Genomic DNA, 12909 nt, shown 5'->3' with positions numbered 1-12909 from the left:
GGGGCGCCGATCAGAGGCGCCTGTCAGAGGCGTCGGAGGCCCTCAGCCACCCGCCCGCCCCCGTCGCCGCGCGTCAGGCGCCCGTCCGTTCGGCCACCAGTACCGGGTTGTCGTGCGGGGTGAGCGTGCAGCCGGCTCCCGGTGTCAGGGCGCCCGCTTCCCAGCTCGGCAGGTCGGCCTTGACCTGGATGCCGGTCTCGGTGGTCAGGTGCAGCCGGGTGGTGGCGCCGAGGAAGGTCGCCACCCGTACGGTCGCGGGCATCCCCTCCGCGCCCGCGACCGCACCGGCGGGATTACCCCCGTCGTCAGCTGCTGTCCCCGCCCCCGTTCGCACAGCGAGCCCCTCGGGCCGCAGCAGTACGTCCACCTCGGTGCCGGTCGCCGGCGCGGTGCCGTGGACCGGCAGCCGTCGGCCGAAGAGTTCGACCGTGCCGCCGTCGCGGACGGTGCCGGGCAGCCGGTTCATGGTGCCGACGAATTCGGCGACGAAGGGGGTCGCGGGGCGTTCGTACAGCTCGGAGGGTGTGGCGCACTGTTCGAGCCGGCCGCCGTGCATGACGGCGACGCGGTCCGCCATGGACAGCGCTTCTTCCTGGTCGTGGGTGACGAAGACCGTGGTGATGCCGAGTTCGAGCTGGATGCGGCGGATCTCCTCGCGGAGGGTGAGCCGGACCTTGGCGTCGAGGGCGGACAGCGGCTCGTCCAGGAGGAGGACGCGCGGGCGGACGGCGAGCGCGCGGGCGAGGGCGACGCGTTGCTGCTGGCCGCCGGAGAGCTGGTGCGGGTAGTGGTCCTCGCGGCCGGGCAGGCCGACGAGTTCCAGCAATTCCTTTGCGCGGGCGGCGCGTTCGGCGGCACCGGCCTTGCGGACGCGGAGGCCGTAGCCGACGTTCTGGGCCGCGGTCATGTTCGGGAAGAGGCTGTAGGACTGGAAGACCATGCCGATGTCGCGGCGGTGGGCGGGGACGCCGGTGACGTCCTGTCCGTCCATGGTCAGCTCGCCGCTGTCGGCGGTTTCGAAACCCGCGATGATGCGCAGCGCGGTGGTCTTGCCGCAGCCGGAGGGGCCGAGCAGGGCGACCATCTCTCCGGGCGCGATGTCGAGGTCGAGGCCGTCCAGTGCGGTGGTGTCGCCGAACGCGCGGCGCAGTCCCTTGAGTTGTACGGGGACGCCGCCGGTCCGCGCGGGGGCCGGGGCCGGGGTCGCTGCGGCGGTGCCCGGTTCGCCCGTGGGCGCGGGGGCGGGGGCGGGTACGGGCACACTCATGACGTCTTCCTTTGCTTGCGCGGGCGAGCGCGCCTGCCGCCCGCCAAGGTGGTGAGCAGGAGCAGCAGGCCCCAGGTGATGAAGAGGCTCAGCATGGCGGCGGCGCCGGCGAGTTCGGCGTCGGCGTCCCCGACCTCCACCATCCATACGGCGAACGGCCGGTAGCCCAGTACGGAGGCGACGGTGTATTCGCCGAGGACCATGGCGAGGCCGAGGACGGCGCCGCCGACGACGGCGGCGCGCAGGTTCGGCACGATCACCCGGGCGAGGGTGGTGAGGCGTCCGGCGCCGAGGCTGCGGGAGGCTTCGACGAGGGTTTTGAGGTCGATGCCGCGCAGTCCTGCGTCCAGTGAGCGGTAGAGGAACGGCAGCGACATGACGGTGTAGAGGAGCACCAGGACGAGGGGGAAGTTCTCGTTCTGGATGACCATCAGGGTCTGGTAGAAGGGCGTTCTGGCCAGGTCGGGGGCCCAGGACAGCACGGTGTTGACGCCGGCGACGAGGGCGATCGGCGGGACGACTAGCGGTGTCATGCACAGGATTTCGACGACCGGGCGCAGCCGGGGCAGCCGGAGGTGGATGACGACCATGGTGGGGACGACGAGGACGAGTCCCAGTGCGACGGTGGCCAGGCCCAGTTCGACGGAGAGCAGCAGGCTGCCCAGCATGTCGTCGGAGACCAGGTGGTCGGTGTAGACGTCGAGGGAGAAGCCCTTGACGGGGTCGTCGACGGTGAACCAGAGGGATGCGGCGACGGGGACGGTGAAGTAGAGGAGCGCCAGGAGCAGGGTGGCGAGGCGGCCGTAGGGGCGGCGTGTGCGGCCTGTCGGGGGCGCGGGGGTACCGGGCGCGGGGTCGTGGGGTGCCGTGACGGGCGCCTGGGCGGCGGTGGTCATCCCAGCCATCGTGCGCTCCTGCGCTGCAGCGGTATCTGTACGGCCATCACCAGCAGCGCGATGACGACCATGTTGAGGCTCATGGCGAGGGCCAGGTTCTCCTGGCCGACGAGGACGTTGCCGGCCAGTGCGTTGGAGATCTGGACGGTGATCAGCGGCACCGAGCTGCCGACCATGACGGCGGCGGTGGCGTGCGAGGCGAAGGCGGTGCCGAAGAGCAGGACGGCGCCGCCGAGCAGGGAGGGGGTGAGGACGGGGATGCCGATGTGCCGCCAGAACTGTCCTCGGGTGGCGCCGCAGGACGCGGCGGCTTCCTGCCACTGGGTGCGCAGTCCGTCGAGTGCGGGCAGCACGGTGACGACCATCAGCGGGATCATGAAGTAGAGGTAGGCCAGCACGAGTCCGGTCATCGTGTAGAGGCTGAAGCCGGTGTCGGCGAGCGACATGATGCGGGTGATGGTGCCGGTGGTGCCGAGGGTCGCGACGAAGGCGAAGGCGAGCGGGGCGCCGCTGAAGTTGGCGAGGACGCCGGAGGCGGCGACGACGGCGCGGCGCAGTGCGGGGCGCCGGGAGGTGATGACGGCCTGGGCGATGAGGGTGCCGAGGACGGTGGCGAGCAGGGCGCAGATCAGGGAGAGCTGGACGCTGCCGCCGAGGCCGGTGGCGTAGATGCCTTTGAGTGACTGGCGGACGTTGTCGAGGGTGGCGTGGCTGTGGCCGGTGGTGGGGTCGGTGACGGTGAACGCGCCGTACACCATGGCGCCGGCGGGCAGTCCGAAGCAGAGGGTGAGGAAGGCGAAGAACGGGACGACGGCGGGCCAGGGGTGGCGTCGGGTGCGGGTGCCCGGCGGGCCGGCGGGTTGGGAGGTGATCGGTCGGTCACTCATACGCGGCGGGTTTCTCCAGGGGGCGGGGGGCTGTGGGGGCGGTCGCGCGGTTCAGCCGACGGCTTTGCCCCAGCCCTCGTTGATGGCCACCTTGGCGGCGTCTTCCTGTTCCGGTGTGGGGAACTTCGGGGTGCCGTGGACGGTGGGGAGCCGGGCGGCGGCCTGTTTGTCGGCGGTGCCGTCCTTCGTCATCTCGTCGAGGAGGGCGGGCCGGGAGTAGCCCTTGAGCCAGATGTTCTGGCCGGTGGGGCTGTAGAGGAATTCGAGCCAGAGGCGGGCGGCGGCGGGGTGTGGGGCGTAGGCGTTGACGCCCTGGTTGTAGTACTGGGAGTACTGGCCGTCGGTGGGCACGGTGACTTTCCAGTCGACGCCCTTGGCCTTGAGCTCTTTGCTGTAGCCGAGGTTGAGGTAGTCCCAGTCGATGGAGATGGGGGTTTCACCCTTGCGGATGGTGGCGGGTGAGGATTCGACGGGGACGAAGGTGCCGCGCTGCTTCAGCTCTTTGAAGTAGTCCAGGCCGGGTTGTACGTCGTCGTAGGAGCCGCCGTTGGCGAGGGCCGCGGCGAAGATCGCGGAGAAGGCGGACGACGATTCTGACGGGTTGCCGTTGAGTGCGACCTTGTTGCGGTATTGGGGTTGCTTGAGTTCGGCGAAGGTCGTGGGGCATTTCTTGACGGCTTTGGCGTCGCAGCCGATGGAGACGTAGCCGCCGTAGTTGTTCATGTACGAGCCGTCGGCCTGCTTCTGCGAGCCGGGGATGTCTTTCCAGCCGGCGACCTTGTAGGGGGCGAGCAGCCGTTTGCCGCGGGCGTTCTGCATGAAGGCGGTGCCCAGGTCGAGGGCGTCGACGGCGCGGTCCTGGCCGCGGCGTTTGTCGGCGGCGCCGAGGGCGAGTTGGCTGGTGCCGCCGGGGTTCTCGTTGTTGACCTCGATGCCGTATTTCCGCTCGAACGTCTTGATCATCTCGCCGTAGTTCGCCCAATCGGGGGCGAGGGCGTAGACGTTGAGCCGGCCTTCCTTCTTGGCGGCCTTGACGAGGGCGTCCATGCCGCCGAGGTCGGCGGCGGAGCGGGCGGTGGCCGCCTTGCTGGTGACGGCGGCCGGCGCGTATCCGCAGCCGCCCGCGGCCGTGGCCGTGGCCGCCACGAGAACGGCTGCGCAGCAGGCGGTCGCCTGGCGCTTCCGGGCCGGGCGGGGTGCCTTCACCATGTGTTCTCCTGGATCTTCGACCGTCCACCTGTATGGACAAGCCGCCGTCAGTAAACCCCGGCAAGCTAACAGCAAGACGGACCCCAAACAAAGCCCTGGCAGCAATAAAACCGCAGGTCATAAGCGTTATGAAGGAAAGGGTTTAGAGCTTCCCCAAGCGGTAAGACGCATACCCCGCGCCTGCTGAGATGCGCACTTCTGCGCACAGGTGACATGATCACCCCATCCCGGGTACGTACACGGGGAGCACCTTTGACCAGGCAGCAGCCGCGAGGAGTCCTGTTGACCCGACGCCACCAGCAGATCGCCGAGGCGCTGCGCCGCGCCATCACCGACGGGAGCCATCCGGTGGGCGCCGCGCTGCCGTCGGAGAGCGAACTGGCCGCGGCGCACGGCGTCTCGCGCGGCACCGTCCGCCAGGCCCTCGCCGCGCTGCTCGCCGAGGGCCTGATCGGTTCCCGCCAGGGCGCCCGGCACATCGTGCTGAGCACCGCGCCCAGCCAGAGCTTCACCGAACTGCGCAGCTTCGCCCAGTGGGCCCGCTCCGGCGGCCACACCCCCGGCGGTCTGGTCCTGCGGTCCGCACGCGGCGTCGCCGATGGCGAGGAGGCGGTCCTGCTCCAATTGCAGCCGGGCGACGCGGTGCTACGGGTGATGCGGCTGCGGACGCTGGACGGTGAGCCGGTGCTGCTGGAGCGCACCGTCTACGCGGGCTGGGTCGCCGACGCGGTCGAGTCGCTGCCGGCCGACTGCGAATCCGTCACCCAGGCGCTGCTGGAGTCCCGCGGACTGGTCTTCGCCCATGGCGAGCATCACATCGACGCGCTCGCCGCCGGCACCGTGGACACCCGGGAACTGCGGGTGCGGCGGGGCAGTCCGCTGCTGCGGGTCCGCCGTACGACGACCACCGCCGAGGGCCGCCCGGTGGAGACGTCGGACGACCGCTACCGCCCCGGCTCGGTCGTCTTCACCGTACGGAACTCCACCCAGGCCAACCCGCTGGCCCGCACGACGGCCGGCCCGGCCGACTGACCCGCACCACCTGCGCTCCCCCCTAACTCCCGCCTCTCACGAACAGCGAGCCCGCATGCCCTCTCTGCCCGCCCCCGCGCTTCCCGCCGCCCTGCTGTGCGACATGGACGGCACCCTCGTCGACACCGAGCACCAGTGGCTGGCCACGGTCGCCGACTTCCTGCGGGAGCAGGGGGCCGAGGCCGGGGAGGAGACGCTGGCGGCCTTCGCCGGGTCCCCGGTGGACGACGCGGCGAAGCGGCTGGTGCGCGACCACGGCGTCGGCCTCGGAGTCACCCGTACGGCGGCACGACTGGACCGGGACTTCACCGCCAGGGTCGCGGCCGGCGTCACCGTTCAGCCGGGTGCCCTGCGGCTGCTGGACCGGGCGCGGGCGCTCGGCATCCCGGCCGCCCTGGTCACCGCGTCCGAGCGCCATGTGGCGGATCTGGTGCTGCGCACCCTCGGCGCGCACCGTTTCGCGCTGTCGGTGACGTCGGGCGAGGCGCCGCGCGGCAAGCCGCACCCGGACCCGTATCTGGCGGCCGCCGAGGGGCTGGGGGTGGATCCGGCGGACTGCCTGGCGGTCGAGGACACACCCACCGGTGCCGCGGCGGCGCTGGCCGCGGGCTGCCGGCTGCTGGCGGTGCCGACGGTGCCGGGCATCGCCCCGGGGCCCCGTACGGCCGTGGTGGCCTCTCTGGAGGACGTGGACCTGGCGGACTTCCCGTTCACCCGAGTGGCCTGACGCCAGGGCCGCAGAACCGGCCACAGACCCCTCCACGGGCGGCCGGATCCGCGTGCCGCCCACCGCCGCGCCCGCCGGTCCCGGCCCCGGCAGACGCACGGGACGGCCCCGGACAGACGAAAAGGACGGTCATCCCTGGGAGGGATGACCGTCCTTTCGCTGTGCCGGAGGGTGTTACTTACCCTTGGCGGCTTCCTTGAGCTTGGAGCCCGCGGAGACCTTCACGCTGTAGCCGGCAGCGATCTGGATCGGCTCGCCGGTCTGCGGGTTACGAGCGGTGCGAGCGGCACGGTGGGTGCGCTCGAAGGTCAGGAAGCCGGGGATGGTGACCTTCTCGTCGCCCTTGGCGACGATCTCGCCGGTCACCTCGGCGAGGGCGGCCAGAACGGCGTCGGCGTCCTTGCGGGTCACCTCGGCGCGATCGGCCAGAGCGGCCACCAGCTCACTGCGGTTCATGTTTGTACTCCCGTGTTCTTCTTGCCAATGAGGCGTGAGATCGAAGCCGATGCTGCCAGGGCCCTCGGACAGTCCCCGAAGCCGGGTCTGACCAATTGATCTTTTCCGCGCCGTGGGGGTCCCCCCTGGACGTAGTCCTCGGGGGAGCATCCTGCCCCCACCTGCGGCGGTAAAGCCAATCCGGCACCCTGGAGGGTCACACGAAAAGCACCACTGCCTCGTAGTGATGACTTCCGTACCGTCCCGCTCCGGCCCCGCACGGTGGCGGCCCTTTGCTGCCCGCCACCCTATGGGGGCCTTGCGGACGGCGTGTCATGCGACGCGCCGTCTTCAGACCGCCGTGGCCGCCGTCACAGCGGGATCAGCGGCTTTTGCCGCCTCCCTTACCGCACCGGCCACCGCGCCCGCAACCTTTTCGTTGAAGACGCTGGGGATGATGTAGTTCGGGTTGACCTCGTCGTCCAGGACGACATCCGCCAGGGCGCCGGCCGCGGCCAGCATCATCTCGGTGTTCACCGTACGTGAATGAGCGTCCAGGAGGCCGCGGAATACGCCGGGGAACACCAGGACGTTGTTGATCTGATTGGGGAAGTCGGAGCGGCCGGTGGCCACGACGGCGGCGGTCTGCCGGGCGATGGCCGGGTCGACCTCCGGGTCGGGGTTGGCGAGCGCGAAGACGATCGCGCCCTCGGCCATCCTCGCGACGTCGTCGCCGTCCAGGACGTTCGGCGCGGAGACACCGATGAAGACGTCGGAATCGACGACGGCCTCCTTGAGGGTGCCGGTGACGCCCTCCGGGTTGGTGTTGTCGGCGATCCAGCGCAGCGGCGAGTCCGGGTCGGCGTCGACCAGGTCGGGCCGGCCGGCGTGCACGACGCCGTGGATGTCGGCGACGACGGCGTGCCGGACACCGGCCGCGATCAGCAGCTTGAGGATGGCGGTGCCGGCCGCGCCGGCGCCGGACATCACGACCCGGATGTCCTCGATCTTCTTGCCGACGACGCGCAGCGCGTTGGTGAGCGCGGCGAGCACCACGATGGCGGTGCCGTGCTGGTCGTCGTGGAAGACCGGGATGTCCAGGGCCTCACGCAGCCGCGCCTCGATCTCGAAGCAGCGGGGCGCGGAGATGTCCTCCAGGTTGATGCCGGCGAAGCCGGGCGCGATGGCCTTGACGATCTCGACGATCGCGTCGGAGTCCTGGGTGTCCAGGCAGATCGGCCAGGCGTCGATGCCGGCGAAGCGCTTGAAGAGGGCCGCCTTGCCCTCCATGACGGGCAGTGCGGCCATCGGGCCGATGTTGCCCAGGCCCAGGACCGCGGAGCCGTCCGTGACGACCGCGACGCTGTTGCGCTTGATCGTCAGGCGGCGGGCGTCCTCGGGGTTGTCGGCGATGGCCTGGCAGACCCGTGCGACACCCGGGGTGTAGATCATCGACAGGTCGTCGCGGTTCCGGATGGGGTGCTTCGACGACATTTCGATCTTGCCGCCGAGGTGCATCAGGAACGTACGGTCGGAGACCTTGCCGAGCGAGACGCCCTCGATCTCGCGCAGTTTGCCGACGATCTCGTCGGCGTGCGCGGTCGACGTCGCGGCGATGGTGACGTCGATCCGGAGTTTTTCGTGGCCGGAAGCGGTCACGTCGAGGCCGCTGACCGACCCGCCGGAGGACTCCACGGCCGTGGTGAGCTGGCTGACGGCGGTGCCGCTCGCGGGGACTTCCAGTCGCACCGTCATCGAATACGAGACGCTAGGCGCCGTTGCCATGGCCGACTTCCTCTGCTTTCCCTGGATTTCGCTGCGCGCCGCTCCGTGACCCAGCGTCTGGGTCCGGAGCGCGTGGTCCGATCGTCCCACCTACCAGCTGGTATACGGTAACCAGCCACCTATTTCGGAAAGACACTTCCACCATACGAGAGATGGCCGGTCGAACGGAACCCCCTCCGGAGGACGCGATCGCCCGGGGCGCGATCCGGCCAACCCGGCAGCGCACCAACGACTACGGGCGCCCCTCCCGAAGGAGGGACGCCCGTGGTGAATGCTTGAGCGGCACCGACCCGCCATGCTCGCCTCGCGGCAAGTGGTCGCTCGTAGCGACGATGGTTGGGCCCGGGGGCTTGGATCGAGCCGGTGCCGTCACCAAGGCTAACAAACCATCCCCGGAAGCGAATCCCGTCCCGGGGGACCGATTTCAAGACCCCTCGTACGGCGGGCTCGCACGCCCCTCGTACGGCGGCGCGCGGCGGGCGCCAGCCGCCCGCCACCGCCCGCCGTCCTGCCCCGGCCCCCTGCCGGCCGTCAGTCCCGCAGCAGGTCGGGCACCCCTTCCGTGTCCGGGTCGTCGCGTCCGGCGGACAGCACCGTCAGCTGCTGGGTGGCGCGGGTGAGCGCCACGTAGAGCACCCGCAGCCCGGCCGGGGACTCATCGGCGATCTCGGCCGGGGAGACCACCAGCGTCGCGTCGTACTCCAGCCCCTTGGCCTCCAGGGAGCCCAGCGCCACGACCCGGTCGCCGAGCCCGGCGAGCCAGCCGCGGGCCTGCTCGCGGCGGTTCATCGCCACCACGACGCCGACCGTGCCCTCCACCTCGCCCAGCAGCCGCTCGGCCTCCTCGTACGTGGCCCGTGCCAGCGCCTCCTCGGCGGCCCGGGAGCCGTCCGCCGGGCTCCCGGGGACCACGGCGAACCGCGGCTCCAGGCCCGTCGAGCGGACCGCCCGCGGCGACTCCATGCCGGGCATCGCCAGCGCCAGCACCCTGGCCGCCAGCTCCGCGATCTCCGCAGGGTTGCGGTAGTTGACGGTGAGCGTGAAGCGGCGGCGCGGGCGGGCGCCGAGCGCCTCATCGCGCGCGAGGGCCGCCTCGTCCGGGTCGGACCAGGAGGACTGCGCCGGGTCGCCGACCACGGTCCAGGTGGCGTGCCGGCCGCGCCGGCCCACCATCCGCCACTGCATCGGCGTCAGGTCCTGCGCCTCGTCGACGATGACGTGCGCGTAGTCGGTGCGCTCCTCCTCCAGGCGTTCGCGCCGGCTGCGGCCACCGCTGTTGCGGTCCGCGAACGTCGAGAGCTCCTCCAGGCCGGTCAGATGGTCCAGCGGGTCGGCCTCGCGCTGCCGGGCCGCCCGCATCGGGGCACCGAGGATCAGCTGGAGCTCGTCCAGCAGCGCGATGTCGTGCACGGACAGCGGACCCTGGCCGGCCGGGGTGTCCGCGCCACCGGGCGCGCCACCGGACGCGCCGGCACCGTCCAACCGCCTCAGGGAGCGGGCGAGTTGGCGTACCTCGCGGGGGTTGAGGATCCGGCGGGCCCAGCGGCCCAGCCGGCGTTCGTCGGCCATCGCGGCGAGCACCCCGCGCGGCGTCAGCTCCGGCCACCAGGCGTCCAGGAATTCCTGGAAATACGCCTCGGTGGTGATGTCCTCGTCGAAGCCCTGCCGGGCCTCGGCGGCCAGCTCGGGGTCGGTGTAGCGCCGGGAAGCACCGGACTTGGCCCACAGGGCGTCGAGGATCAGCCGGCGGGCGCGCGGGCGCAGCAGGTTGACCGGTGCGGTGCCGCCGAGCGCGGCCTGCCGGATGCCGCGCAGTTCGTCGGCCTCCAGCTCGATGCGGCCGCCGAAGACGACGACGCGCAGCCGGGTGGGTGCGGTGTTCTCGGGGCGCGGGGTGCGCGAGCGGGTCCGGCGGCGGTCCGTGCCGCCGGTGGCCCCGGCCGGGGTGGGGGCGTCGGCGGGGCCCGCGAGGAGGTCCTCCAGGGACAGCTGGGCGTCCGCTCCGGCCGGTGCCGGCGGCTCCGGCGGGGCCTCGGGCTCCGGCGGCTCGGCGCCCGGTGCGGCCATCTCCAGGGCGCCACGTGCCGCCTTGCGCAGCAGCTTCTGCATGCGGCTGGAGCCCTTGATGCGGGCCACCGCGGGCGGGTCGTACGCCCCCCCGTCGCCCGACCGCCGCCCCTCATCGAGGCCCTTCGGGCCGCCCCCGCTCGATGCCTCCGCGCCGTCGACGAGGGAGCCCAGCGCCCGGATGGCGACCTGGCCCTCCTCGCCGAGGGACGGCAGGACGCCTTCGGTGTAGGCGACCAGCAGCGGGGTCGGGGAGACGACCAGGATGCCGCCGGAGTAGCGGCGGCGGTCCTGGTAGAGGAGGTAGGCGGCGCGGTGCAGGGCCACGGCGGTCTTGCCGGTGCCGGGGCCGCCCTCGACCTCGGTGACGGAGGCGGCGGGTGCCCGGATGACCAGGTCCTGTTCGGCCTGGATGGAGGCGACGATGTCCCGCATGGTGTGGCTGCGGGCCCGGCCCAGCGCGGCCATCAGTGCGCCGTCGCCGATGGCGGGCAGTTCCCGGCCGTCGAGGGTGGCCAGGACCTCCGGGCGCATCAGGTCGTCCTCGACCCCGAGGACCTGGCGGCCCTTGGAGCGGATGACGCGCCGGCGGACGACCCGGCCGGGGGCGACGGGGGTGGCGCGGTAGAAGGGTGCGGCCGCGGGCGCCCGCCAGTCGATGACCAGCGGGGAGTAGTCCGCGTCGAGGACTCCGAGGCGCCCGATGTGCAGGGTCTCGGCGATGGCGGCGCGGCCGTCCTCGATCGCGCCGTCGGCGGGTTCGACGGAGGTGTAGGCGCCGTCGGGCCCCTTCTTGCCGTCCTTGCCGAGGAGCAGGTCGATACGGCCGAAGAGGAAGTCCTCGTATTCGGAATTGAGGCGGTGGAGATGGACGCCGGCCTGGAAGACCTGGGCGTCGCGCTCGGCGAGGGCGCCGGGCGTGCCGACCTGGCCGCGCTTGGCGGCGTCGTCCATCAGGAATTCCGCCTCGTGGATCTTCTCCTCAAGGCGCCGGTAGACGCGGTCGAGATGCGTCTGTTCGGATTCGATCTCACGGTCGCGAACGGAATCCGGAGCGGGATCCGGAGCGTGATCCGGTGCGTGCGTGGCGTTCTGCGCGGCCACCCAGGCCCCCTTCTGCTGTGCGTAGGGCAGCCGTCAACCGTACGCGAACCGGGCACCGTGCGCACCTGGCCACAGGGACAAAATCGGGCGACTCCGGTCGGATGTTGACTCGACCCCCTTCCGCACCCTTGACCTGGTCAAGGGTGCGGAAGGAATCGGTCGTCGCACCGGGGTCTCAGACGTCCACGGTGGCCAGCCGTTCGCCCGCCAGGGTCCGGATCTCGAAGCGGTCGATGTCGCCGCGGTTGAGGGCCGCGCCGCCCGCCGCGTACAGGGGCTCGCGGTTCCACTTCGCGGCGCTGCCCTTGATGCCGTAGCCGCCCTCGGGGACCGCCCATGTGGTGACGGTCTGCCGCTTGCCGTCCTTGCCGACGGCGACCAGGTCGCAGGTCAGCGGGCCCTTGACGTTGGCGAGCTGGAGGACGACCTGGGTGCCCCACGGCTTGGCCGCCATCGAGACACCCGCGGAGACCTTGGTCTCCGGATCGACGGAGGCCGCCTTCTCGCCCGCGTCGAACTGCGCCCGCACGGCGTTCGCGAGCGGCGGCGCCGGCGCCTCCTGGGACCCGCCCTTGGTGAGGGCGAGCGCGGCCAGCGGCCCGCCGACGATCAGGACGGCGGCCGCCGCGACGAGGAACAGCCGGCGCCTGCCACGGCTGCGCCGGCCCGCCGACACCTCGCGCAGCAGTCCGTCCAGGAGGCCGGGGCCGGGTACGGCGGTGAGGGTCTGCGGGGTCGGGGCGGACTCCTTGAATTCGGCCAGCAGCGGTGGCAGGCCCATCAGGTGCTCCAGTTCGGCCGCGCACCGGTCGCAGCCGACAAGGTGCGCCTCGAACCGGTCCGCGTCGGCGCCGTCCAGGACGCCCAGCGCGTAGGCGCCGACGTCGCTGTGCCGGTCCGGCTGCGTGGGCGGGGTCACTCCGTCACTCCTCGTTCCTCAAGGGAGAGCTTCAGGGAGCGCAGCGCGTAGAAGACGCGGGACCGTACGGTCCCGGCAGGTACACGCAGTACCTCCGCTGCCTCACTGACCGTACGTTCCTTGAAATACGTCTCAACGAGGGCCTCTCGGTGTGCCTGGCTCAGGTCGCTCAGCGCCTCGGAGATCGTCATCAGGCGCAGTGCGCGGTCGAGTACATCGGCTGCGGGCATCGTCTCCAGGGGGGTGGGGTCGACCTCTTGGGGTCGTGCCTGGCGGCTGCGGTGTCCGTCGATGACGATCCGGCGGGCGACGGTCACCAGCCAGGGGCGGATGGAGCCGGTCGCGCGCTGGAGCTGGTCGGCGTTGCGCCAGGCGCGTACCAGTGTCTCCTGCACCACGTCCTCCGCGCGGTGCCGGTCGCCCGCCACCAGCCGCAGGACGAAGGCGAGAAGCGGCCCCGCATGGTCGTCGTAGAGGGCTCGCATGAGCTCCTCGTCGGGTGTCGTCCTGTCTGCCACGACGGCATCCTTGCGCACTCCAACTCCCGGGTCGATAGCGCGGATCCGCGGCGCGCGCCGCGG

General features: G+C 71.7%; 11 protein-coding genes. 2 read left to right on the top strand and 9 right to left on the bottom strand.

The genetic code is table 11. The features are described 5' to 3' along the window. Positions 1–73 precede the first annotated feature (73 nt). The 4 genes from ACIRQ7_RS27500 to ACIRQ7_RS27485 are packed head-to-tail and all read right to left on the bottom strand — an operon-like array spanning position 74 to position 4259. Positions 74–1267, bottom strand: a complete 1194-nt coding sequence (locus tag ACIRQ7_RS27500) for an ABC transporter ATP-binding protein (RefSeq protein WP_404265355.1) — start codon at positions 1265–1267, stop codon at positions 74–76. Next, on the bottom strand, positions 1264–2172 hold the full coding sequence (locus tag ACIRQ7_RS27495; RefSeq protein WP_404265354.1) for an ABC transporter permease: 909 nt from the start codon (positions 2170–2172) through the stop codon (positions 1264–1266). The genes ACIRQ7_RS27500 and ACIRQ7_RS27495 overlap by 4 nt, the downstream gene beginning before the upstream one ends. Then, positions 2160–3050, bottom strand: coding sequence for an ABC transporter permease (locus tag ACIRQ7_RS27490; protein ID WP_404265353.1), 891 nt, complete (start codon positions 3048–3050; stop codon positions 2160–2162). Before ACIRQ7_RS27490 ends, ACIRQ7_RS27495 begins: the two co-directional genes overlap by 13 nt. Positions 3051–3101: 51 nt before the next feature. Beyond that, positions 3102–4259, bottom strand: a complete 1158-nt coding sequence (locus ACIRQ7_RS27485; RefSeq protein ID WP_404265352.1) for an extracellular solute-binding protein — start codon at positions 4257–4259, stop codon at positions 3102–3104. Positions 4260–4541: 282 nt separating this feature from the next. Between ACIRQ7_RS27485 and ACIRQ7_RS27480 the strand changes: the two genes are divergently transcribed. After that, the gene (locus ACIRQ7_RS27480) at positions 4542–5291 is read left to right on the top strand and encodes a GntR family transcriptional regulator (RefSeq protein WP_404265351.1); all 750 of its coding nucleotides are present in this window, start codon (positions 4542–4544) and stop codon (positions 5289–5291) included. Positions 5292–5346: 55 nt separating this feature from the next. After that, positions 5347–6018, top strand: a complete 672-nt coding sequence (locus ACIRQ7_RS27475) for an HAD family hydrolase (protein WP_404265350.1) — start codon at positions 5347–5349, stop codon at positions 6016–6018. 174 nt (positions 6019–6192) lie between these two features. Here ACIRQ7_RS27475 and ACIRQ7_RS27470 read toward each other — a convergent pair whose 3' ends face one another. From ACIRQ7_RS27470 to ACIRQ7_RS27450, 5 genes are all read right to left on the bottom strand, one after another. Beyond that, on the bottom strand, positions 6193–6474 hold the full coding sequence (locus ACIRQ7_RS27470; protein ID WP_401469472.1) for an HU family DNA-binding protein: 282 nt from the start codon (positions 6472–6474) through the stop codon (positions 6193–6195). A gap of 330 nt (positions 6475–6804) precedes the next feature. Then, positions 6805–8238 (bottom strand): NAD-dependent malic enzyme, encoded by a 1434-nt coding sequence (locus tag ACIRQ7_RS27465; RefSeq protein WP_401469469.1) that lies wholly within the window; start codon positions 8236–8238, stop codon positions 6805–6807. Positions 8239–8769: 531 nt separating this feature from the next. Beyond that, positions 8770–11409 (bottom strand): HelD family protein, encoded by a 2640-nt coding sequence (locus ACIRQ7_RS27460; RefSeq protein WP_404265349.1) that lies wholly within the window; start codon positions 11407–11409, stop codon positions 8770–8772. A gap of 175 nt (positions 11410–11584) precedes the next feature. Further along, complete coding sequence (locus tag ACIRQ7_RS27455; protein WP_404265348.1) at positions 11585–12328, bottom strand: anti-sigma factor family protein; 744 nt, start codon at positions 12326–12328, stop codon at positions 11585–11587. Then, on the bottom strand, positions 12325–12864 hold the full coding sequence (locus tag ACIRQ7_RS27450) for a sigma-70 family RNA polymerase sigma factor (RefSeq protein ID WP_401469460.1): 540 nt from the start codon (positions 12862–12864) through the stop codon (positions 12325–12327). The genes ACIRQ7_RS27455 and ACIRQ7_RS27450 overlap by 4 nt, the downstream gene beginning before the upstream one ends. Between the last annotated feature and the right edge of the window lie 45 nt (positions 12865–12909).

The organism is Streptomyces sp. NPDC101393, from assembly GCF_044767385.1.
GTDB lineage: Bacteria > Actinomycetota > Actinomycetes > Streptomycetales > Streptomycetaceae > Streptomyces.
This window is presented reverse-complemented; position numbering and strand designations above follow the sequence as displayed.